Raw genomic sequence first — 23,049 nt, forward strand, 5'->3', positions numbered from 1 at the left:
AACAAACAACTTTAAATAAACTCTGTTTTAATATAGATGAATAAATCTGTTAGTGTAAAAGTATATCACGGTTATGGCCATGCGCACAATTTGGTTGTTTATGGTCATGTTTTTAAACGTAGGGCGAAAACACGGCAGGTTTACAGTAATAGTCTGTTCGTTAACATTGTCCATCTTTTAAAACTCTTTATTTTAAAACCTTATGCTTTTGTTGAGGTACGGTTGCAATTTTTTGATCAGACGGTTTACAACAAAACCGAAGCGGATGGTTTTTTCAAATTTGAATGGAAGGCGCAACATGATGTTCCGGCAGGCTGGCACAATGTTAAAGTGGAAGCTATTGATCAGAACGGATCTGTTTTAAATATTGGAGAGGGCAGGGTATATGTGCCGCATATTACGCAATATGCTTTTATTTCTGATGTGGATGATACCGTAATGGTTTCTCACTCAGCAACTATTGGCAGAAGGTTGAGAGAGTTGTTTATCAAAAATCCGCGTACCCGTAAAACCTTTTCAGATACAGCCAGCCACTATCAGCAATTGGCCCTTTCGCACACGGAAGCAAATCAACCCAACCCCTTTTTTTATGTAAGCAGCAGTGAATGGAATCTTTACGATTATTTGGTAGAGACTTTCAGGTTTAATAAACTGCCTGAAGGTGCTTTTCTGTTGAATACACTTAAAAGATGGAAATATTTACTCAAAACAGGCAAAACCGGCCATGAGGGTAAATTATTAAGGGTAATGCGCATATTAGATACCTTTCCCAATCAAAAGTTTGTATTTTTTGGTGATAACTCGCAGCAAGACCCGGAAATCTACAGTGCGATAGTAGAAAAATACCCGCAAAACATCGAGGCGGTTTATATTCGTAATATCCGGCCCGAAAAAGAAACTGAAACTAAAGAATTACTTAAAAAAGTAAAAGATAAAGGAGTGGAAGCTTGTTTATTCAAAGAGAGTGAAGAGGCCATCAAGCATTCTAAATCAATAGGATTGATTCGATAGTTTCAAGGGGCATCATTCCCGCGCAGGCGGGAATCTTCATGCAGCTTACCCCCCTGTCAAGGCATTAAGATTTCCAATGAGGTTGTAAATGACGCTACGATATAGTACGAAAGTTTTTGCTCACAGGAACAGGCCATAGTTCAATAAACCTGACAGCAGCGAGCACCGAACGCAGAGAGGTAAAGCGGATGGCGGGACTGTCGGATCCGATAAACACAGCACCCCGGTTTTTCAAAAGAATGATAGCGTAATCGTACGAAATATCAATTGAGAGGCTGGAATTGCGCAAGCCGAAGCAGTCTCAAATAGCGTCTTCGTAAGATTGCTTCGTCGTTCCTTCTCGTAATGACGAATAAGGGGTAGAAATTTTTTAAATTTAATGATCAAGAAATCGATTTGCCGAAAGGCGTAAAGGCCAGATTCATTAGTTTAAAATGCTGACGACCGAACGGAATGCCCACAATGGTGATGCAAAGCAGGATGCCGAAAAATAAATGAGTTAGGGCAATCCAAAAACCACCACAGAAAATCCAGATTAAATTCATAATGGTAGATAAGCAGCCGGTATTTGATGAGGTGTCGGTTATTTTAACGCCAAAAGGCGCTAAGCCAACAATGGCAAATTTAAAACATTGAATACCGAAAGGAATTCCCACAATAGTTAGGCAAAGGATTACTCCTCCAATAATATATTCGAAGAAAATAAAGATTCCACCAAAAATAACCCAGATGATATTGCCTAAAAAGTTCATGATGCTTTTTACGTTAAGATTTAATATTGGGTATTTTGTTACAGATCGTGCCAGTATTCTAATTGGATTCTTTGTAATTTAGCATTACACACAAAAGAAACATCATATGAAAAAAATTACTCTTGCAGCGGCAATGATCGCGTGCTTCTGGCTTTGTACTGCCAAAGCCCAAAATGTAAACGGTATGAAATTGACCGACATCCATGTAGATTATATCCAAATACGCGCCATAAAAATTTTTTTAGCTGATAAACAATGGATTGCGCTGGAATATGGACAAAAAGCGGGCGATGTAAGTGAACTGTACATCAGGGATGATGATGGTAAAAAACTCGAATTTAATTCAGCCTTAGATGCGGTGAATAAAATGAAAGCCTATAATTATGAACTGTTTAGCGTTTATACGGAGCAGATTGATGAGGATAGCAACCGGCCGGTATATGTATTAAAAAGGAAGTAAATCATAAAGAAGTCAAGTTCATTATGCGCTGGCTATTACACTTGACTTCTTTGTAAACCTTATATAAAATCCAGCGTATTAAACTTCTTATTCAGAATATCAGCATTATTTACATCGAGCCACTTATCTAAAATGGTACCGTAAACCTGCCTGAAATCCAACTGGTATTTTAAATCTCCGGTGTCTAAATCGCTCAGGTTAGGCGCTGCATTGAAGATTCCCTGTTTCTTCAGTTTCCCGCCAAAAACAAACATGTTATTGGCAGTTCCATGATCTGTACCGTTACTGGCATTTTGCTCTACCCTACGGCCAAATTCAGAGAAAGTGACTACTAAGGTATCCTCAAGCTTATTGTTAGATTTCAAATCTTTTAAGAAAGCTGCCATGCCCTCGCTGTACTGTTTAAGCAGGTTACCTTGTTGGCCAATCTGATTCACATGGGTGTCAAAACCGCTTAACGATACATAATAAACCCTCGTTTTTAATCCCGAAGAAATAAATTTTGAAACTGTTTTTAATTGATTGGCAAAACCCGAATTGGGGTAAGTGAATTTAGACTGATAAACTTTGGAAGTATTCTGTATATAGTTGGCTGATGATGAGGTTTCGATCATGGTCTTATACAAATAACCCAGGTTATCTTCATCTAAATGTTCCTTATCATTCTGTAGCATGGCCTTAAAAAACGGGTCATTGGTGTTGCGGAACAAAGCTGCAGGATCTTTTAGTGCAATTCCTTTTTTGGTTTGGCCTTTCATGGCCAAAGAAAGTGAGTCGTCAACTTCTATCGCGGTATAAGGAAATTTACAGGTTTGGCAATTGCTATCTAAATAGCGGCCAATCCATCCGGTTGATAAAAATTGATTGCTATCGCTACCGGTTTGCCAGATATCCATCGATCGGAAGTGCGAACGGTCGGGATTAGGGTAGCCAACATCGTTAATGATGGTCATCCAGCCTTGGTCGTAGATTTCCTGCAGGGCGGCCATGTTCGGATTTAATCCCTGCATATCATTCAGTTTAATTACCTCTTCGGGTTTAATGGCAATACTATTTCTTTTTTGATAGTATATATCATTTCCAAAAGGAATTACGGTGTTTAAGCCATCATTTCCACCAGAAAGCTGTACCACAACCAGGTTTTTGTAGAGGCTCAATTCATCGAGTGCCATGGCCTCAAGCGGTTTCATAAAAGCGGGAACAAATAGCGAACCTGCTGCAACAAATGCTGTATTTCTTAAAAAATTTCTTCTGTTCATCTTGTTAGTGTTTTGTTCACTTGTTCATGGGTTGGTGGTCCGGATGTTTAGCTAAACAGCTATCAACCATGAGCCATCAAACCATCAAGCTATATTCGTCTAGCACAACTGATACTCCGGCATGCTCGTAATCTCCACCGCAGTACTCCGCAGTCCTTTATTATCACTTACCATGGTCGTGATTTTATCGTTTAATTTTGGTTGTAATAAAAACTCGGTGAGCGCCAATGGTGTTAATCCTTTTGGTAAGGTGCTTAAAAACTTAGGCCAATCTGCATTTGCATTTACATAAGATTTTGGTTTCATATTGGCATTTGCGTTGCTTGTAGCTGTGCGGCTTAGTGCAATTACCGCTTCATCTTCAGGATCGGCCTTGCCACTAAAATCAATTTCTCCATCATTTAATACAAGCGAAGGAATCCGCATCCTTAACATTAGTGATGAGCTATCAATCCAGCTTTGTCCGCCAGGCCAGCCTGCAACATTAGGCGGATTAAATAAATATTGCCCTAAACTGCTCTGTAGCTGTATTAAAACCTGTGGCTTGTTATAGGTAACATAAAACTCACGACTCAAACCCACTAAAAATTCGGCCGGCGATTTAATTTTTGTGCCAACATTTTCCGGACTATAAAACCAATCAGAAGTAAACATTTTTTTCATCATGGAAGCGATGTCGTATTTCGAATTGTAAAAATGTGTGGCCAGTTCTTTAACATGTGCCTCATTAGGACTATCATTAACGAAGAATTTATATACTTTCCAGGCAATAAACTGTGCGGTTTCTGGTTTTTCGAGAATAATATCGATAATGTTTTCGCCCTCGAAATTCCCGATTTTACCGAAAAAGGTTTTTGTACCGGTATCATGAAGGTTCTTCCTGAAAATAAATGAACCATCTTTATCATACATCCAGCCGGTAAATGAACGGGCAGATTCTTTAATATCCTGTTCTGAATAATTTCCCCTTCCCAAAGTAAAAAGTTCCATTAGTTCGCGGGCAAAATTCTCATTTGGCTTACCTTTTTTATTCTGCTGGTTATTTAGATATTGCAGCATTGCAGGCGACTTGGAAACCTCAACCAATAAGGTTTTAAAGCTACCCAAGGCATTTGCCCTTTGAATGTTGTTTAATTGTTGTGCAAAGAAAGGATTGTTGCTGCGGCAGGCAAAATGTCCGTGCCAAAAGAGTGTCATCTTCTCCCGCAACGGAGCATCCGTATTGATCATCCTGGTAATGAAAGCAATATTCAGGTCGCGGCTTACTTCATTCTGTTCGCGGATAATCTGCTGGCGCATTTTCTTTTCATCATCAGTAAGGTCTTTTTTGGCATATAGACCGGCCTGTACCAAAAGCTGCCGTTTTGATTCAAAATCATTTACCATGTTAATGGGATCGTCTTTTTGCGAATCTTTAAGCAAATTATCTACTACTTTATCTAGTTTTTTTCTGCTTAATTTTTCTAAGTCGGTATAAGAAACCCCGAAGCCTGCCCGGTTATAAAGATGTTTTACTTTTAAGAAATTATCTTTTGTGTTCATAATGGACTGTTTTACAATATGACTTATTTAGAACGTCAGGGTTTAATCTTTGTTTTCTTTCTTATTTTTGATCATGTTTTTTCAGTTGATAGATGAGCACCCGGGATTTCCCGATCCGGCCCTGGCAGAAGAGGATGGTTTGTTGGCCATTGGAGGCGATTTAAGTACGGAGCGGTTATTGATTGCTTATTCAAATGGTATATTTCCATGGTTTAGTGAAGGTGAACCCATTCTCTGGTATTCGCCACACAAACGCTGTGTGATTTACCCCGATAAAATCAAAATCAGTAAAAGCATGAGGAAAATTTTAAAACAGGAGGTTTTTAAAATTACTTTCAACCAGGCATTTGCCCAGGTGATCCAAAATTGTGCTACTACAGCACGAAACGGGCAGGATGGCACGTGGATTACCAATGATATGCAAAATGCTTATATTAAACTCCATCAACAAGGTTATGCGCACAGTGTAGAGGTTTGGCTGGAGAATAAGTTGGTTGGGGGGTTATATGGATTAAAGGTAAACCGTGTTTTTTGTGGCGAAAGTATGTTTAGTCATGTAAGTAATGCCTCTAAAGCAGCATTGATTTTTTTAAGTAACATGACTATTGATTTGATAGACTGCCAGTTACCGAACGATCATTTAATGAGTTTAGGTGCCGAAATGATCAGTCGGGAGTTGTACATGGAAATGCTTCAGGCTTCTTAAGCAAAAGGCGGGATTTATTTTTGAAGAATATTAATATAATTATCAGTGCCCTATGCCGTATGGTATTAAACCTTTGAGTCATCAAAAAAATGCGAAACCGGAGCGATTGCAGAATAGTAACAAAAATTTTCCTTTTGCATCATGATCAATGGCATGTACCACTAAGGGGGGCTGACCTCCTTTTCTTTTAATAATAATAACCAATAAGGTATAAGGTGGCTGCAGGAAGTAATGCCAAACCATGCACAATAACAGGCCGTTATCAGTCAAATTATTTATAAAACAAAACCTGCAAACTTTTGGCCTGCAGGTTCCTTATTGCTGTTTTGTTGAAATTATAATTCTCTAACCCAAATGTTTCTGTAGCTAATAGCAGGGCTTGGATCGCCATGATCTTGTAATTTAATAGAAGAAGGGCCATGTTTTTTATATTCAGGGGCGCCTATATACCTTGTTGCTCCTTTTAATACAAATCCATTCTGCAAAAGTACGCCATTTAAAAACAGCGTAACACTTGCTGGTTTTTGTACTGTTCCATCTTCGTTAAAACGTGGCGCATTCCAAATGATATCGTAATATTGCCATTCGCCAGGTTTTTTATTGGCATTGGCTAATGGAATTGCTTGCTTATAAACACTTCCTGTTTGGCCGTTCACATAGGTTTTGTTGTTATAAACATCTAAAATCTGGATCTCATAACCATCATCACCACCACCGGTTGAAGCTAAAAATACACCACTATTTCCACGTGCCTGGCCTTCGCCAGTAATGTTTTCAGGGATTTTCCATTCCAGATGCAGTTGATAATCGGTAAATTTTTTATTGGTTTCGATGTTTCCTGTCCCTTTTTTTACAGTAAAAAAGCCATCGTCAATGGTCCATGCCGCTGGTTTAGATGGGTCTTTAACAGAGTGCCATGCGTCTAAATTTCTACCGTTAAAAAGAATAATGGCATCAGATGGTGCATCTTGAGGCAATTTGCCAGGCGTAACAATTTTAGGAACAGGTTCCCAAACCTCCGTTGTTTTTGGATCGTTTGCAGGATCTGGTTTCTTATCTTGTGCCATAGCTTGCCCTGCAAAAAGTGCGGGGATAAATAATAGTGTGTACTTGTTCATGATAGTGGTTTAACTTTTTAAAGTTAACCAGTTTATTAAGAAATGGAAATTTAGTATTTAAAATTTTACCCTAAATCGTCAACAACATAGGTTTCAGTAATCACGACTTCATCAGGTGCAACATCTTTTCTGCGTTGTTCTGCTAAATCGCGCAGGGGGCAATAGCCTGTAATACCACGGTAAAGTAATCCTGCACCGATTGCTGCACCCGTTAAGCCAATTACAGGATGCGAAAAAATGCCGGTAATGCCCTTGAAAAGTAAATATGTACCTGCTGCGCCAGATAACCAACGCTCAGATTTTGAAACATTTTCGAATAACTCCGGATATTTCCATGCCTCTTTAACATTGTTTACTGCGGTATTAAAATCTTGGTTTGTCATAATAGTAGAATTTATATTTTATTATATAACAAACAAGGTGAGAATGAGTTTTGAAAAGGAATTTAAATTGTTTTTCCATTAACTTCATCATCATTTCGGCAGTAGTGCATCACCATTGGAGAAATCTACATACTATCTGTCATTCTGAACGTAGTGAAGAATCTCAAAATTATGAAAGCATAAGAAAACCTGATCTATTAATAAGATCCTTCATTGCATTTAGGATGACATAGATTTTAATTCAATATATCCCTGATGTCCTCTTTGCTCAGCGATTTAAAGAAACTTTCTTCAGTAGTGATTAATGAATTGGCCAGTGATTTTTTACGGTTCTGTAAAGCCAGGATTTTCTCTTCAACAGTGTCTTTTGCAATAAATTTATAGATGAAAACCTTTTTATCCTGCCCAATGCGATGGGTCCTATCAATGGCTTGCTGTTCTACCGCAGGATTCCACCATGGATCCAGGATAAAAACATAATCGGCCTGTGTTAAGTTTAAACCTACACCACCAGCTTTAATGGAGATTAAGAAAACCTTTAACTCGGTATTCTGCTGAAATTCAGAAACGATCTCGCCACGGTTACGGGTTGAGCCATCTAAATAAGCAAATGGTATATGTTCCGCTTCAAAATGTTTTTTGAAGATGTCAAGGTGTTTTACGAATTGTGAAAAAACCAGCACCTTATGGCCGCCCTTAAGTACATTATCTAATGTATGGATGACGTTTTCAAACTTGCCCGAGTCGGAGATGTATTCCCCATCAATCATTAGAGGGTGGTTGGCCAGCTGCCGTAAAGCGGTTAATCCCTGTAAAAGCTGAACCTGTTTCTGTGCAAAAGTTCCATCATCCATGCTCTGCAATAAATCATTGCGGTAAGCCGATTTTGTTTTTTCGTAATAAGCAGCCTGGTCTTCGCTCATGTCGCAGTAGATTACCTGTTCCGTTTTAGGAGGTAATTCTGCAGCTACCTGCTCTTTTGTTCTGCGGAGTACAAAAGGTTTGATAATAGATTGCAGTTTTCGTGCTTTTTCTTCATCCTTTTTCTTTTCTATTGCCTGCACATATTCTTCGTAGAAAAATGCCTGCGTACCCAATAAACCAGGATTTAAGAAAGTTAACTGCGACCATAAATCACTTACTGAATTCTCTACAGGTGTACCACTTAGAATCAGTTTGTGTTTTGATTTTAAGCTCCTAACGGCTTTGAAAGATTTTGATGCCGGATTTTTAATGTTCTGACTTTCATCGAGAATGATGTAATTGAAATAGAAATTTTTCAATTCATCTACATCTACCCTGGTTACACCATAGGTTGTAATGATAATGTCGTAATTGGCAAAATTGGCTACATCTTTATTGCGATTAGTACCAGTATGTGCCAGTATTCTGAGCTTTGGTGTAAATTTTTTAGCCTCTGTTAACCAGTTATAAATTAAAGAAGTAGGCATGATGATAAGGGAGGTAGTCTGCGTTTCAAGCAATTGATCATCTTCCTTTACCTTTTGCAGCATGGCCAGTGTTTGGATGGTTTTACCCAAACCCATGTCGTCTGCCAGGCAACCACCAAAATTATATTCGCGTAAAAAGCTGAACCAGTTATAGCCGGCTTTCTGGTAATCGCGTAAACTGCCTTTAAAATTTACCGGCATCTGTGTATCTGCAATATCTTCAAAGTCTGATAGCCTTTGTAGCTTGCGTTCGAGGGTCACATTCGCCAAACTGTCTTCGGCCAGATCGTTGATTAAACCGATATGGTGTTTCTGTAATTTAAGCGTTTGCCCTGTTTCTGCCAAACTGAACAGACTGCCGTATTGCGTAAACCACTTATCGGGGATAATGGCTACTTCTCCGTCAGGTAATAAAAATTCGCGCTTCTTATGTAAAATATGCTGCTTTAAAGATAGAAAAGGGATCTGGTATTTACCAAACCAAACCACTGCATGGATATCGAACCAATCATTCCCTTCTTTAACCTCCAGGTCTATTTTACTGGCACCGAGTACAAATTTTTTCTGCCCGGTGGCCTGTTCAATTTCAAAACCCGATGCCTCTAAGATTTCGATATGTTCATTGACCCAATTTATTGCGCCGTAACTTGGGTTTTCTTCTGCTGAAGCTACTTCCAGATTACTGAACAAAGAACTTGTTTTTTTTAGCCCTAACGAGAGGAGTAGATTGAACTGCTTTTTCTCCCAGTCTGCCGAACGTTTAATGCGGTGAAATATATAGTTATCGGCCGTTTTTTCTAAACGTACCGTAACTTTATGTGCATTTTCTACCGGAAATGTATATTCCCCATATTTAAAATAGAGCTGAATCTGAGAAAGACCGCCATCAACATATAAAACTTTAATCACGGGTATAGCCTCAAATTGTTCGGTCCTGATCTCGAAACCTTCGGCATATACATGATGTTTTTCTATTAAGGGGGCGACAAATTTTTCGAAATAGGTGGCTTCGGTTGTTTTGGGTATGGCAATAAAGCGTTTATTTAAAAAAGGTTGTAATTTCTTGCCCTCAATATCCTGATCAAAAAAGTATAATACATCATTCAGCAATAACCACGCAGGTTTGTTACTGATAATCTGTGCTTCTTTAAACATGAATTCGATGCGCAGGTTCTGATATTTGATCGTTGGAAAATAACGTGTTTCCGTTTCATTCCTCCGGAAATGGAAAAGGATAGATGCAGGCTCGTTGGCGAGTTCGATTTTGCGCTCTACCGGCCAGCCATCTTTGTCCATTACATAAAGCTCATTTTTTACCTTTAAGATTTCTAAAGCTTCGGCAAGTTTCTTTTCAATTTTAGGACGAACATTTTCATAAAATTTATCGTCGAAAATTTTGGTAAAGAATTCAGTAGGCCTGATTAATTTTTTATAATACTTTTTAATGAGCGAATCCTGCTCAATATCATCCAAAATCTTGATCAGTTTATAATCAATATCACTTAAGCAGGCAATAAATTCTTCAGCGGTATGTGTGAAAATTCTTTGATAAGTAAAGGAAAAATCTCCCTGTGGGTTTAGCTGAACTACGTGTGGTTCAATTAAATAGCCCAAATACTCATGCTTGCACAAAGAGTACACCACTTTACAGGCTTTAGAACTATCGACACGTAACATTGATTGGTTTAAAAATTTTTCTAAGCTAAGCGCTTAAAAAAATTTAAACTTACAATATTTTGCGGTTACATCAAAAAAACTGGCCTTTTTTGGGATAGAAAATATGTTGAATTTTATGCTGCAATGAAAAGGGACTGTAATGCAGTCGTTTAATTTTCTTATCCCGCAAAGGAGATATCTTATTTTTAAGATCCTTCGCTGAGCTACCATTGGCGGAATTTACTTTTAAGGTCGTCATTCCCGCGCATGCGGGAATCTTAATGCGAGCGTTTAAGATTCCCAATCAAGTTGGGAATGACGATTTCTCGATGGACATTATCTACTTAAAATTTACCTGTCATTCATATTGATTTTTATATAATAAATAATCCTTCAGGATGAAAATTTCCTCTTTATTTAACCAAAAAAAAAGGCATCCTGTCAATCAGAATGCCTTCAATGTGCTTTTTAATGACGGTTTATTTCCAGCCACCGCCCAATGCACGGTAGAGGTTGACCACTGACTGCAGTTTTTGTAATCGGTCATTAATCCCATTTAATTGAGCTGTTAATAAACTTTGTTCTGAAGTTAACACATCAGTATAATTTGTTGCTGAACTGTAACGCAATAATTCTTTGGTAAAATCTACCGCTTTCGTTAAAGATGCAATTTGTTTTGCCCTTGTTTCCTCTTTCTCTGCAGCAGTTTGGTAAGCATACAATGCATTTGATACTTCCTGGCCACCTGTTAAAAGTGTTTGTTGAAAGTTGTAAAAAGCAATCTGTTGATTGGCTTCAGCTGTTTTCAGTCGGGCTTTGTTTGCTCCCCTCGCAAAAATTGGCTGTGTTAAACCGCCTACTAAATTATAGAAGATAGATTTGCTGAAAAAATCCTGTAATTGCAGGCTCGATAATCCACCGGCCGCGGTGATCGTTAATGCCGGATAAAAGTACGCCTTGGCTACATTGGTATTTTCGAAAGCTGCCCTAAAACCAAATTCTGCAGCGGTTACATCCGGGCGGTTTTTTAACAATTGTGCTGAAACGCCTGTCTGTAAATTCGCATAGGGGGTCTGTTGATCTAAGGTGGTACGGTTAATCGCATCCGGTGCTTTGGCTACCAATACACTTAATGCATTTTCAGTCTCTTTAATGCTTCTTTTTAAATCAGGTAAGGTTACCTGGGCAGCATATAAATTGGCTTCACTTTGTACCACTGCAGCGCCATTTACCACAGCGCCTTGTTTTAATTCTTTCATGGTTTCCACATCCTTCGCTCTTACCTCAATGGTTTGTTCAGTAATAGCCAGCTGTTTGTCGAGTGCCAGTAAAGTATAATAATTATTGGCAATAGTGGCAATTAATTGCGTTTGGACTGCTCTTCTTGCGGCGTCAGTTTGTAATAAAGTTGCATATGCGCCACGTTTTGCACTGGTTAATTTCCCCCATATATCGGCTTCCCAGCTCGTGCTCAGCTGTGCCTTATAGGTTTGGGTTTCTAAATTAATATTAATTCCAGGAGGAAAGTTTAAGGAGGCCTGCGACTGTTTATTATCAGTCACATTTACATCTGCCTGTAAGCTTGGCAGTAATGCCCCACGGCTCTGTATTAAAGTAGCCTCTGCAATTTTAATCCGCTCAATAGCCTGTTTAAGGTCTAAATTTTCATTTATCCCTTGTTGGATCAGCGACTGTAAAGTGGTATCCGAAAACAACGTTTTCCACTGCAGGTCGGCCATTGTAGTCGTATCTGTTGTGTTATTATCCCGGTACAAACCCTCGCTTTTTACCTGGGGACGTTCGTATTTTTTAGTCACACAGGCACTTAGGGCAACAATGGCTAAACCGGTTAAAAAGGTGTGCTTATATTTAAAATTCATTTTCTTAATATTAATGTTTGCTATTCGCAGTAGCCAATTCATATTCCTCTTGCGTTTGCTCATGATCAATACCTTCGTTAAAAGGAGATTTATTGCTGATGCGCTCCTGCAACGATTGGAATATGATAAACAGCGCTGGAATTACGAAAACCCCGAAAATTGTTCCAATCAGCATACCGCCCACAGCTCCCGTACCAATTGAGGTATTACCTGCTGCACCAACACCTGAAGATAACATTAGCGGTAATAAACCAAGAATGAAGGCAAAAGAGGTCATTAAAATTGGGCGTAAACGTGCTGTTGCACCATCAATGGCCGCATTGGCTATACTCATACCTTTTTTTCTTCTATCTACTGCATATTCCACAATCAAAATGGCATTTTTGGCCAGTAGTCCAACAAGCATGATTAGTGTAATCTGCGTATAAATGTTATTATCTACCCCGAAAATTTTATCGAAAACAAATACACCTGCTAAACCAACTGGTAAAGAAAATAAAACGGCTAACGGTAGAATATAACTTTCGTATTGTGCAGCAAGAAGGAAATAAACAAAAATTACGCAAAGTAAAAAGATGAAAACCGTTTGACTTCCGCCAGCCATCTCCTCACGTGATAAACCTGAAAATTCATAGCCATATCCTGCAGGTAGATTTTTGGCAGCCTCTTCCTGCACGGCCTTTAAAGCATCACCTGAGCTATAGCCTGCATTCGGGTTACCGGTTACTGAGATTGAAGTAAACAAGTTGAAACGGGAAATGGCCTGCGGTCCATATACTTTGGTTAAAGTAATAAACTCTGATACCGGAGCCATTTCCCCTGAAGAGGTTCTAACAAAAATGCGGGTCAGCGTCTGCTCATTAGCACGATATTGGGCATCAGCCTGGTACATTACCCTAAACTGTTTACCGAATTTATTGAAGTTTGAGGCATAAACACCACCGTAATAGCCCTGCATCACACCCAATACATCACTAACATTCAGGCCGGCCTGTTTAACTTTCGCCACATTTACATCGATCTGATATTGCGGGAAATTTGGGTTAAAAGAGGTAGAAGCATATTGGATTTCAGGACGTTTACTTAATGCTGCTAAAAATCCATTTCCAATTTCGTTGAATTTTTTGATATCTCCACCGGTTTTGTCCTGTAACTGGAATTCGAAACCACCGCTGGTACCAAAACCCTGGATAGTTGGCGGCGCAAAGAAAATAATTTTAGCGCCTTTAATGCCTGCAGTTTTTGCAAACAATTCGCCTATTATCGCTTTTACATCGCGGCCTTTGCGTTCATCCCACGGGGTTAAACGCGAAATCACCATACCATAAGAACTTCCTGAACCACTGATCATACTTCGTCCAACAATCCTCAAAGTGTTTTTAATTTCTGGGATCTGGTGGGCAATACTATCAATCTTGGTAATGATCACACTGGTTTCCTCCTGCGAAGTTCCTGCAGGTAATGAAATATCGCTCATAATGGTTCCCAAATCTTCATTCGGCACGAAACCTTTAGGCGTAGTATTCATTGTCCAAACCAATAAGGCAACGAAAAAGGCAATAGCCAATCCAACGATCCATTTCGTTCTGGAAAGAAAGCTTATCGATTTTTTATATTTTCCGGTTACCGCATCGAATGATGTATTAAACGCATCATAGAAGCGCTGCAAAAAGTTTTTAGATTTTTGGTGATCTTCTTTATGCGGTTTTAAAAATAAAGCACATAATGCCGGACTTAAAGTCAGGGCATTAATCGCTGATAAAATGATCGAAATGGCCAGTGTTAAACCAAATTGCTTATAAAATACGCCGGATGATCCAGAGATAAAACTTACCGGGATAAATACAGCAGCCATTACCAGGGTGATCGATATAATCGCTCCGCTAATCTCATCCATGGCATCAATGGTTGCTTTTTTGGCGTCGGTATAACCTTCATCCAGTTTGGCATGTACGGCTTCTACTACCACAATCGCATCATCCACCACAATACCAATAGCCAGTACCAGGGCGAACAAGGTGAGCAGGTTGATGGTAAATCCAAATAAACTCAGGAAAAAGAATGTTCCGATAATGGCCACCGGTACGCTAATCGCCGGAATCAAGGTTGAACGGAAATCCTGTAAGAAGATAAACACCACCAGGAACACCAAAATAAATGCTTCAATCAAGGTGTGAAGTACTTTTTCAATCGATGCATCCAAAAAGTCGTTCACGTTAACCAAAGTAGAGTAATGTACCCCTTTTGGAAAAGATTTTTGAGCTTCATCAAGGGTTTTGATCGAGTTCTCGATTACCTCCTTTGCGTTTGAACCAGCTGTTTGGTTAATTGCGATACCCAAAGCCTGTTTCCCATTGAATTTAACCGAACTGGCATAACTTTGTGCACCTAACTCGATTCTGGCAATATCTTTTAAACGAAGAATCTGGCCATTATCGGTAGTCCGGATAATAATATTGCCAAATTGTGCCTCATCTTTTAACCTGCCTGTGTATTTTAAAGTGTACTGAAATGCCTGATTACCAAGTTCTCCAAACTGACCTGGAGCGGCCTCCACGTTCTGATCGGCAAGGGCTACGCTAATATCGTTTGGTACCAGGCCATAAGTGGCCATCACATCCGGTTTTAGCCAGATCCGCATGGTGTAATCCAACGTTCCGAAGGCACTTGCATCACCAACGCCATTGATCCTTTTAATCTGTGGAATAATGTTGATATTGGCATAGTTCTGCAAAAACTTCTGATCATAAGAAGGATCATCGCTATATAAACCAAAGATCAGTACGTTACTCGCTTGTCTTTTCGCTGTAATCACCCCCGATTTAGTTACCTCAGCAGGTAATAAACTTGTCGCACGGGCAACCCTGTTCTGGACGTTTACGGCTGCAAGATCGGGGTTGGTACCCAGTTTAAAGTTTACCGTAATGGTTGCAGAACCATCGTTACTGGCACTGGAGGTCATGTAGGTCATGTCTTCCACGCCATTTATCTGCTCTTCCAGCGGAACAACTACGCTATTCATCACCACATCGGCATTGGCACCCTGGTATGAAGTAGAAACCTGCACCGTTGGTGGGGCAATTTCCGGATATTGTGAAACCGGCAGCGTAGCTAGACCTAAAACACCGAGTATAACGATGATGATGGATATAACCGTTGATAAAACCGGTCTTTCTATAAATTTCTTAAACATAATTAATATTGGTTACACTATAACAGTGTGATAAGCAACATGACATTGTTATTTTTTGATCTCCGCATAAACTGAATCGGCACTTTTTTCTTCTGGTTTGATTTTCGTTCCATCTTTTAACGATTGGAAACCCTCTAAAACAACTTTATCCCCACTTTTAAGGCCTTTGGTTACTACGTAAAACTTACCCTTGGCCAGATCCATAATCTCAATTTCAGTATTGATTACTTTAGCCGAATCGCCTAAAACATAAACGAATTTTTTGCCCTGTAAATCGATTGTTGATTTTTGAGGGATTAAGATGGCATTTTCAATGTGCTGAGGAACCCTTACTGAAGCGCTGGCCCCATTTTTTAATAAAGAAGTAGGGTTCGGGAAAGTGGCTCTTAAACTTGCGGAACCTGTACTGGTATTAATCTGTCCGTTGATGGATTCGACTTTACCATTTTGTGCATAAACTGTTCCATCTGCCAGTACCAAACTTACCGCCGGGATGTTTTTCATTTGCTGTGCCAGGGTATTTCCCTTGTAAGTTCTTGAAAAATCCAGCAGTTGTTTCTCATTTAAAGAGAAGTATGCATACACCTTTGATATGTTAGAAACTGTTGTTAACGGTTGTGTACTGGTACTGCTTACTAAACTTCCATTTCTGAAAGGAATGCTGCCAACAACTCCGTCAACCGGGCTTTTAACCGAGGTGTAGCCTAAGTTAACCTGTGCATTTACCAATTCGGCCTTTGCCTGCGCCAATGCTGCTCTTCTGCTTTGCAAGGTTAGTTGGGCAGCATCAAGATCATATTTGCTGATGATGTCTTTTTCTACCAAAGGTCTCGTTTTATTTACCGTTAACTGGGCAGCATTAACATCTGCTTCTGCACTACTAATGGCCGCTCTTGCGGTGCGTACCTGTTGTTCGTACTGAGGTGCATTGATGGTGAAGAGTAACTGGCCTTTTTTAACCACTGCACCCTCATCTACAAAAATCTTTTCGATAAAGCCGTCAACTTTTGGGCGGATATCTATATTTTGAATACCCTCAATCGTTGCAGGATAATCAGAATCTAAAGTGGTATTTTGTGTATTTACCGTAAAAACCGGATAGGCTTGTGGACCAGCTGCTGCGGCAGCAGCTGCTTTTTTAGCATCATCATTGTTTCCGCAGGATGCTAAAAGCATACCTATGCTCACGCTAAAAAAGAGAGTTGTTACTTTTCTCATGGACTATTTCTGTGTGTGTATAAATTTGAATTTCCGGAATTAAGAGTGTCGCCAAAATTTAGGACTTCGATTCCGTAATTATTGTCCAAAAATAGCGCCTAACCAAAAATAAATCTGTCCAAATTCTGTCATTTAATCAATCGATTGATTTATTTTAGGGTTTCATCACTTCTTAAATATCATTGAAGTGTTGTTTATAAGTGTTTTAAAGGCGTTTTTTATTTCAAAACGATACTTGTAAATATCTTGAGACAGTTGTTAAAAGCTGTTAAATTGGTATTCTAAATAGGAATTAATGAAACAAACTGTTGCTTATATCAAGCAGTTGGCAATATTTAGAGTGTATATTTTACACTACTACTCCATGAATGATAATAGTAATTTTTCTTAATTTTAAGATGATGAAATATCTTTTGCTGTTAGTGGTTATGGTATTTAGTTCCAGCTGCTTAATGCTTGGCGCACCTCACTATTATATTTATCAATCAACCCGCGAAAATGTAGATTCGGTTGTGGTGATTTCTTATCCTTCGAGACTCGACTACCAATACCGCTTTACAAAAAATAAATGGGATAGTGTTAAGGTTTTTGATCCTGTACAACTGCAATTTAAAAAAAATGACACTGGTCCAAAATGTTGATTTTTATCCAAAAGCCTATTATTCTTTTTACAAGAATGAACGCTGGAATTTAATAAAGATGAAAAATGTTGAAGCAATTATTGTTAAAAGGTATCAACAAAATATAGCAGATGTAGATACCCTCTATTATAAGGTTCTTAAATGAGGTTGCTTATTCCACTTCTCCTTCAAAAACCAATTTAGCTGGTCCGCATAAAAATACATTGGTAAATGTTTTACCATCGTAGTCGAATTCTATTTGAATATCGCCCCCCAAAACCTTAATATCAGTTTTAATATGGCCCGTTTGGTTTTTGTGTTTGGCCATGGCCATGGCAACCGCTGTTACACCGGTACCACAGGCATAGGTTTCATCTTCAACACCGCGCTCGTAAGTGCGTACAAATAAATGATCGCCTTTATCTTCAACAAAGTTTACATTTATACCCTTCTCCGCATATGTTGCATTGTAGCGTATATATTTTCCTTCAGTAAAAACATCAAAATCTTTTATATCACTTTGCAGCGAAACATAATGTGGCGAACCCGTATTCAATACATAGGCTTCACCATCTTTGGTAATCGTATCAACATCAATCATTTGTAAATCGACCCATTCTCCATTTTCTGAAATTCTGGCATAATGTGGGCCATCGACTGCCAAAAAGTTTGTTTCCCGATCAATGATGCCGAGTTGTTTGGCAAAGGCTACAATGCATCTGCCTCCATTTCCGCACATGCTTCCGGGCTTGCCATCTGCATTGAAATAGTGCATCTCAAAATCATAATTCTCGTGCTTGGTTATAAACATTAGTCCATCGGCACCAATGCCAAATCTTCTATGGCATAATTGTTCAACCCATTGATTATTAATACTGTTTAATGGATAATTGGTATGATCAATTAAAATAAAATCGTTGCCTGCGCCCTGGTATTTAAAGAAATTAATTTTCATGAAAGCTTCATTTTCTAATGCAATATTTGAGATGCAAAAAGCTGATTAATGATGTGTTTTTTTGATTTAACATTTTTTAACACAAAACTAAGTGCTTTGAGGATACAAATATCGTTTATATGGTATTAAATTTGAATAAACATACTAAAGAAAATTTAAGCAGATAAAAACTGCTGGAGCGACATGCTTAAATCAAAATTAAAACGCTTCCGCAATAAGAATATTTAATAAATGATTATTATAAGCTAAACCATTAGCTAGCAAACTAGTTTATAATAAATCACGGCCATTAAAAAACAATATACAGACACATGAAAAAGATATTAGGAATTAGCGTGTTGGCTGCTTTTATAGGTGGAGCAGCAGCAATTGGAGGTTATAAACTATTTGAGCGTAACCAGACAGGCAGTACAATTACCGAAAAACAGAATTTGTATTTTGCCAATAACCCACTAAAAGTATCATCAGCAGGAACTGCAGATTTCACTCAGGCGGCTGCAGCAGTTGCGCCGGGTGTAGTCCACATTAAAACAACTTACGCTGCGCAGAGTGGTGGCGGCAGAAGTTCTTCTCCGTTCGATATGATGGAAGATTTTTTTGGCGGCGGTGGCCGTCAGATGCAGCGTCAGCCAAGAGCGGCATCAGGTTCTGGTGTAATCATCAGTCAGGATGGTTATATCGTAACCAACAACCATGTGGTAGAAAATGCGGAGAAGGTAGAAGTGGTTTTAACAGACAGACGTAAGGTAGAGGCAAAAGTAATTGGCCGCGATCCGAATACCGATTTAGCATTAATTAAAGTAAATGCAACTGGTTTGCCTGTTGTAAAAATGGGTAATTCGGATAATGTTCAGGTTGGAGAATGGGTATTGGCTGTTGGTTTCCCGTTAGATTTAAATACAACCGTAACAGCAGGTATTGTAAGTGCAAAAAACCGTAGCATCGGTATCATTGGCCGCGAGCAACAAGGTAATGAAATTACGGAAGAAGAATATCGCGAATACCAACGTACCGGTAAAAGACCAGATCGTCCGGCAAATACCAGTATTGAGTCATTTATCCAAACAGATGCTGCCATTAACCCTGGTAACAGCGGTGGCGCCCTTGTAAATGCGAGTGGCGAATTGGTAGGTATCAATTCAGCAATCGCATCGCAGAGCGGATATAATCAAGGTTATGGATTCGCAATTCCGGTTAACCTGGCCCGTAAAATTGTAGACGATTTTATGAAGTATGGTTCTGTTAAACGTGGTTACATTGGTGTTAACTTTGTGCCGTTAAGTGGTGAAGAAAAACCAGAAGGCATCAAAACCAACGAAATAAGTGGTTTATATGTAAATGATGTAGTTGCTGGTGGCGGTGCTGCTGCAGCGGGCATTAAAGCAGGTGACGTGATTAAAAAAGTTGATGGAGTAGTGATCAACGATTCGCCTGATCTTCAGGAAAGAGTTGGCCGTTTAAATCCTGGCGATAAAGTTAAATTAACAGTGTTAAGGGATGGTGCACTTAAAGATTACACCGTAACTTTAAAAGGAGAAGCCAGCGTGGGCCTTACCGCTAAAACCGCTGCAGGCAAAAGTATTGAAGTTTCGAAACTAGGCGCAACCTTTGTTCCGGCTACCCAAGCACAAAAATCGAAATACGGAATTAACAGTGGCGTGGTTGTAACATCGGTTACCACTGGTAAAGCTTTCGACAATATTGGGGTAGAAAAAGGTTTAATTATCACCAAAGTAAACGGACAACCTGTAAATTCTGTGGCTGATGTTCAAAAGGCATTACCTTTAGGCAGAAACAACATGGTGAGTATTTCTGGTGTAAGTGAGCAAGGTTCATATAACTACAGTTTCCCTGCCCAGTAATCGAAGGTAATAAATAGTTTAAAAGGCTTCCCAGTTTAATTTGGGAAGCCTTTTTTATTTAGTCCTGATTGATAGGTTCGTGGTTAGCGTGGCAGGCCGCTGCACATTCTTCACAAGCCACCGCGCATTGTCTGCAGTGTTCATGATCGTGCTTGCTGCATTCGGCCGCGCAAAGCCTGCATATTTCTTCGCACAACAGCAAATATTGATGCCCTATAACTGAATCTCTCTGTAACAGTCTCGCCGCTTGCGTACAAATATCTGCACAATCTCTATCGAGTTTAATACAATCAATCATCATGTTGATATCTTCTTCCTTTAAGCAAGAGGATGCACAGTGTTCACAAGCGAGCGCACAATCCAGTAGGGTTTGGATTAATGCATGGTTGTTTCTCGTTTCCATATCGGTAATGATTTTAGTTATAAATGTTTTGTGTAGTAATAACCTGCCAGAAATTAAACTGTTTTTAAAAAAGTAAATCTGGATAATCTCATCGCGTTGTTTTTTGCCACGGATAAACATAGAAGAGCACGCAGGGTTGTTATACTGAATATAAGGTTCCGTATTTTATGGGCAGAGATTCTTTACTGCGTTTAGAATGAAAATTGATCTGAGTAGCGAAAAGGCTATTTGTTAAAATACCTTAAATCTTATTTGATCAGCTCCCTTTCTTATACGCAAAACAATATTCATCCGTTTTTCATAATCAAGATTTAGTTTCGCTATTACTGATTGATCGACAACCTTTACCGGTAGCAATTAATTTTTATTTTTCCATATTGAATCAGCAACAAAAACCGAATATTATGGCTTTAGCTAGTATTAACCTGAGTGTAAAACAATATTTCAATTTCATGTGCAAAACGGATTTTGAAAGACGGATATTTCACGATACTTATAAAGAATTTCAAAAAAAATCAAAAATGTACAGCTTAGGTCAAAGCCTGCATACTTTTTATCAGATGCAAGAAGCCAATGAAGAGGCTGTTACCCTAAATCAGAAACTGCAGTATTCGGTAATAAACAGTATTGCAGCTTTAGAACGTAAAATACCCGTTTTAAATGATCTTGAAAATCATCCGGTCCTTTTCGATTGTGCCGAACTGCATATTTATGCTTCAGATCTGTTAAATAAAGCAGCGCACGTCGTTTCCATCACTTATACTACCCCGAAACTAATTTTACACGAAATTATTGGTGATTTGATGATCTTAAACTATCGTAATAATGCCAATGAAACATTAGTTGTAAAAATTGAAGAAAATGTAACCGTGAATTACGAGCAGATCGAAAGTCTTGTGTATAGCTAATGTACGTGTGGATTGCTAAGGTTAAATTTGGCGCTAAGTTTATTTTTAGGCAGAAAAGCGAATCGACAAAGCCTATTTTGAACAATATTTATTGATAAAACAAGATCATACCTCAATAATTGATAAATTAAATTTGGTTATAAACAGGGCTTAAAAGGCACATAGACAATGTATTTGGCGTATTTTATATAATAAAAAAATAAAAAATTGATTTATAGGTATTTAACCCTATCTTTGGTAAAATTAAAATACAATATAATGCAACAAGGAACAGTAAAATTTTTTAATGAAACTAAAGGTTTCGGATTCATCACTCCATCTAATGGCGATGCCGAAATTTTTGTTCATGCTTCAGGCTTAATCGATAACATTCGTGAGAATGATACCGTAAACTACGATGTAGAAGAAGGTAGAAAAGGCCTAAACGCGGTAAATGTTAAAGTAGCTTAAGAAAACTCGAATACATAAATCGTAAAAAGTCCCGATGCAAATCGAGACTTTTTTTATGCGTAGTTATTTAGCTCATTCTCTATTTACTAAATGTTTGCTTATTTCACTGTCAACGAAATCAAGTGTGAGGTTATTATTGCTGAGCACTATACCATTTTTATCGACTAAGAAGAAATAGGTTGCGCTAAAGTTACTTAGGTTTTTTGCATTAGATGATTTTGCGCCCAGAAGATCAGAATATTGCGGCCAAATTAATTTATCTGCTTTAATGATTCTTTCCCAGCTGTCTCTTTTCTTATCGAACGATACCCCTATAAATTCTACATCACGATCCTTATATTTTTGGTAAAGATCAACCAATATCTTGTTATTCTTTCTGCACTTTCCGCTGTAAGCAACCCAACAAATAACCAGGTTAACTTTTTTCAATACATTCAAATCAAATTTTTTTCCATCAGGCGTTTCGCCTTCTATATTGGGCATTTTATTTCCGGCCATCATCTGGTTGGCCTGCATGATTTCTGAAAGTAGTTTTTTGCCCGCTTTACTTTCCTGCACTTCCGGATCTAAACTTTTAAAGATGGACAGGTATTTTTTAGTTTCAGAATCGGCTCTTCCAAATCGATCCAGTAAAAATATGGTAGCGTTGGATTTGGGATGTTTTTCGGCGAAAGTTTTAATATCATTCAGTTCTGATTGAATTTTTTTCTCTCTCCAGATATCAGCTTTCCTTGCCATTTCTGCGATATTATCAGAAGTAGCAAGGTCGAGTTCATGCTCTGCAAATGCTAAACTATCGAGCAGGTTATTATTCATTTCCTCTTTTTGTTTGTAAAAGTCTATCATTTCTTCGCCTTCTTTAGTCGGTACATTTTTAAACGGGTAAGCGTCGGTATTTTTTCCGTCAATTGTGCCTTTATAGTTCCCCTGATCCAGATAAAAAATGTATTCTTTCTCTTTGCCGCCATCGTATATACTTAATGTTGAGTAACCCGTTTTTGGCATATTGATCTTGAATGTTTGACTGCCATTACTGATGTTTTCGGCTTTTAGGGTCTCACCGTTTTTGGAACTTTTGATAACGATTACTGCATTTGGTCCGAAATCTTTAGTTTCAAAATTAAAAATAGCAGGGGCAGGTTTGCAGGCGCAATAGAGACAGGCGAACAAAAAAAGGAAAGAGAGCTGTTTTTTCATATTGATTACTCGATGATGTAATATA

18 protein-coding genes are annotated in these 23,049 nt (G+C 38.6%); 6 read left to right on the forward strand and 12 right to left on the reverse strand.

The window, feature by feature from the left end; all coding sequences use genetic code 11:
* The first annotated feature begins 36 nt into the window (after positions 1-36).
* Positions 37-1,011: an App1 family protein gene (locus ABEG20_RS19970; protein ID WP_406824985.1), complete on the forward strand. Its 975-nt coding sequence runs from the start codon at positions 37-39 to the stop codon at positions 1,009-1,011.
* 383 nt (positions 1,012-1,394) lie between these two features.
* On the opposite strand, the gene ABEG20_RS19975 is transcribed toward ABEG20_RS19970, so the two are convergent.
* Positions 1,395-1,763 carry a YccF domain-containing protein gene (locus ABEG20_RS19975; RefSeq protein ID WP_406824986.1) on the reverse strand — a complete coding sequence of 123 codons (369 nt, stop codon included), beginning with the start codon at positions 1,761-1,763 and terminating at the stop codon, positions 1,395-1,397.
* 106 nt (positions 1,764-1,869) lie between these two features.
* On the opposite strand from ABEG20_RS19975, the gene ABEG20_RS19980 reads away from it, so the two are divergent.
* Positions 1,870-2,223 (forward strand): hypothetical protein, encoded by a 354-nt coding sequence (locus tag ABEG20_RS19980; protein WP_406824987.1) that lies wholly within the window; start codon positions 1,870-1,872, stop codon positions 2,221-2,223.
* A 59-nt stretch (positions 2,224-2,282) separates the two neighbouring features.
* Here ABEG20_RS19980 and ABEG20_RS19985 read toward each other — a convergent pair whose 3' ends face one another.
* Positions 2,283-3,482: a DUF1501 domain-containing protein gene (locus ABEG20_RS19985; RefSeq protein ID WP_406824988.1), complete on the reverse strand. Its 1,200-nt coding sequence runs from the start codon at positions 3,480-3,482 to the stop codon at positions 2,283-2,285.
* Positions 3,483-3,581: 99 nt separating this feature from the next.
* Complete coding sequence (locus tag ABEG20_RS19990) at positions 3,582-5,024, reverse strand: DUF1800 family protein (protein WP_406824989.1); 1,443 nt, start codon at positions 5,022-5,024, stop codon at positions 3,582-3,584.
* 73 nt (positions 5,025-5,097) lie between these two features.
* Between ABEG20_RS19990 and aat the strand changes: the two genes are divergently transcribed.
* Complete coding sequence (gene aat / locus ABEG20_RS19995) at positions 5,098-5,730, forward strand: leucyl/phenylalanyl-tRNA--protein transferase (protein WP_406824990.1); 633 nt, start codon at positions 5,098-5,100, stop codon at positions 5,728-5,730.
* 335 nt (positions 5,731-6,065) lie between these two features.
* On the opposite strand, the gene ABEG20_RS20000 is transcribed toward aat, so the two are convergent.
* The 7 genes from ABEG20_RS20000 to dapF form a co-directional block, all read right to left on the reverse strand.
* Complete coding sequence (locus ABEG20_RS20000) at positions 6,066-6,848, reverse strand: DUF1080 domain-containing protein (protein ID WP_406824991.1); 783 nt, start codon at positions 6,846-6,848, stop codon at positions 6,066-6,068.
* Positions 6,849-6,913: 65 nt separating this feature from the next.
* Complete coding sequence (locus tag ABEG20_RS20005) at positions 6,914-7,231, reverse strand: DUF2892 domain-containing protein (protein WP_406824992.1); 318 nt, start codon at positions 7,229-7,231, stop codon at positions 6,914-6,916.
* A gap of 236 nt (positions 7,232-7,467) precedes the next feature.
* The gene (locus ABEG20_RS20010; protein WP_406824993.1) at positions 7,468-10,359 is read right to left on the reverse strand and encodes a DEAD/DEAH box helicase; all 2,892 of its coding nucleotides are present in this window, start codon (positions 10,357-10,359) and stop codon (positions 7,468-7,470) included.
* A gap of 458 nt (positions 10,360-10,817) precedes the next feature.
* Positions 10,818-12,218, reverse strand: coding sequence for an efflux transporter outer membrane subunit (locus ABEG20_RS20015; protein WP_406824994.1), 1,401 nt, complete (start codon positions 12,216-12,218; stop codon positions 10,818-10,820).
* Positions 12,219-12,228: 10 nt separating this feature from the next.
* Positions 12,229-15,411, reverse strand: coding sequence for an efflux RND transporter permease subunit (locus ABEG20_RS20020; protein ID WP_406824995.1), 3,183 nt, complete (start codon positions 15,409-15,411; stop codon positions 12,229-12,231).
* A 48-nt stretch (positions 15,412-15,459) separates the two neighbouring features.
* On the reverse strand, positions 15,460-16,629 hold the full coding sequence (locus tag ABEG20_RS20025; protein WP_406824996.1) for an efflux RND transporter periplasmic adaptor subunit: 1,170 nt from the start codon (positions 16,627-16,629) through the stop codon (positions 15,460-15,462).
* A 792-nt stretch (positions 16,630-17,421) separates the two neighbouring features.
* Entirely contained in the window at positions 17,422-18,204 is a 783-nt protein-coding gene (gene dapF, locus ABEG20_RS20030) for a diaminopimelate epimerase (RefSeq protein ID WP_406824997.1), read from the reverse strand.
* A gap of 311 nt (positions 18,205-18,515) precedes the next feature.
* On the opposite strand from dapF, the gene ABEG20_RS20035 reads away from it, so the two are divergent.
* Complete coding sequence (locus ABEG20_RS20035; RefSeq protein WP_406824998.1) at positions 18,516-20,066, forward strand: trypsin-like peptidase domain-containing protein; 1,551 nt, start codon at positions 18,516-18,518, stop codon at positions 20,064-20,066.
* A 58-nt stretch (positions 20,067-20,124) separates the two neighbouring features.
* Here ABEG20_RS20035 and ABEG20_RS20040 read toward each other — a convergent pair whose 3' ends face one another.
* Positions 20,125-20,589, reverse strand: coding sequence for a four-helix bundle copper-binding protein (locus ABEG20_RS20040; protein WP_406824999.1), 465 nt, complete (start codon positions 20,587-20,589; stop codon positions 20,125-20,127).
* Positions 20,590-20,873: 284 nt separating this feature from the next.
* Here ABEG20_RS20040 and ABEG20_RS20045 point away from each other — a divergent pair, with 284 nt between their 5' ends.
* Both ABEG20_RS20045 and ABEG20_RS20050 read left to right on the forward strand, forming a co-directional pair.
* Complete coding sequence (locus tag ABEG20_RS20045) at positions 20,874-21,377, forward strand: hypothetical protein (protein ID WP_406825000.1); 504 nt, start codon at positions 20,874-20,876, stop codon at positions 21,375-21,377.
* A gap of 258 nt (positions 21,378-21,635) precedes the next feature.
* Entirely contained in the window at positions 21,636-21,827 is a 192-nt protein-coding gene (locus ABEG20_RS20050) for a cold-shock protein (RefSeq protein WP_010599638.1), read from the forward strand.
* A gap of 72 nt (positions 21,828-21,899) precedes the next feature.
* On the opposite strand, the gene ABEG20_RS20055 is transcribed toward ABEG20_RS20050, so the two are convergent.
* Entirely contained in the window at positions 21,900-23,024 is a 1,125-nt protein-coding gene (locus ABEG20_RS20055) for a TlpA family protein disulfide reductase (protein WP_406825001.1), read from the reverse strand.
* Positions 23,025-23,049 lie beyond the last annotated feature (25 nt).

The sequence above is a fragment of the Pedobacter sp. KACC 23697 genome, assembly GCF_045348445.1.
Lineage (GTDB): Bacteria > Bacteroidota > Bacteroidia > Sphingobacteriales > Sphingobacteriaceae > Pedobacter.

Excerpts from the sequence above, each read along its gene's own strand:
- ABEG20_RS19970 (WP_406824985.1), top strand. The coding sequence starts at position 37 with ATGAATAAATCTGTTAGTGTAAAAGTATATCACGGTTATGGCCATGCG.
- ABEG20_RS19975 (WP_406824986.1), bottom strand. The coding sequence starts at position 1,763 with ATGAACTTTTTAGGCAATATCATCTGGGTTATTTTTGGTGGAATCTTT.
- ABEG20_RS19980 (WP_406824987.1), top strand. The coding sequence starts at position 1,870 with ATGAAAAAAATTACTCTTGCAGCGGCAATGATCGCGTGCTTCTGGCTT.
- ABEG20_RS19985 (WP_406824988.1), bottom strand. The coding sequence starts at position 3,482 with ATGAACAGAAGAAATTTTTTAAGAAATACAGCATTTGTTGCAGCAGGT.
- ABEG20_RS19990 (WP_406824989.1), bottom strand. The coding sequence starts at position 5,024 with ATGAACACAAAAGATAATTTCTTAAAAGTAAAACATCTTTATAACCGG.
- aat (WP_406824990.1), top strand. The coding sequence starts at position 5,098 with ATGTTTTTTCAGTTGATAGATGAGCACCCGGGATTTCCCGATCCGGCC.
- ABEG20_RS20000 (WP_406824991.1), bottom strand. The coding sequence starts at position 6,848 with ATGAACAAGTACACACTATTATTTATCCCCGCACTTTTTGCAGGGCAA.
- ABEG20_RS20005 (WP_406824992.1), bottom strand. The coding sequence starts at position 7,231 with ATGACAAACCAAGATTTTAATACCGCAGTAAACAATGTTAAAGAGGCA.
- ABEG20_RS20010 (WP_406824993.1), bottom strand. The coding sequence starts at position 10,359 with ATGTTACGTGTCGATAGTTCTAAAGCCTGTAAAGTGGTGTACTCTTTG.
- ABEG20_RS20015 (WP_406824994.1), bottom strand. The coding sequence starts at position 12,218 with ATGAATTTTAAATATAAGCACACCTTTTTAACCGGTTTAGCCATTGTT.
- ABEG20_RS20020 (WP_406824995.1), bottom strand. The coding sequence starts at position 15,411 with ATGTTTAAGAAATTTATAGAAAGACCGGTTTTATCAACGGTTATATCC.
- ABEG20_RS20025 (WP_406824996.1), bottom strand. The coding sequence starts at position 16,629 with ATGAGAAAAGTAACAACTCTCTTTTTTAGCGTGAGCATAGGTATGCTT.
- dapF (WP_406824997.1), bottom strand. The coding sequence starts at position 18,204 with ATGAAAATTAATTTCTTTAAATACCAGGGCGCAGGCAACGATTTTATT.
- ABEG20_RS20035 (WP_406824998.1), top strand. The coding sequence starts at position 18,516 with ATGAAAAAGATATTAGGAATTAGCGTGTTGGCTGCTTTTATAGGTGGA.
- ABEG20_RS20040 (WP_406824999.1), bottom strand. The coding sequence starts at position 20,589 with ATGTTTATCCGTGGCAAAAAACAACGCGATGAGATTATCCAGATTTAC.
- ABEG20_RS20045 (WP_406825000.1), top strand. The coding sequence starts at position 20,874 with ATGGCTTTAGCTAGTATTAACCTGAGTGTAAAACAATATTTCAATTTC.
- ABEG20_RS20050 (WP_010599638.1), top strand. The coding sequence starts at position 21,636 with ATGCAACAAGGAACAGTAAAATTTTTTAATGAAACTAAAGGTTTCGGA.
- ABEG20_RS20055 (WP_406825001.1), bottom strand. The coding sequence starts at position 23,024 with ATGAAAAAACAGCTCTCTTTCCTTTTTTTGTTCGCCTGTCTCTATTGC.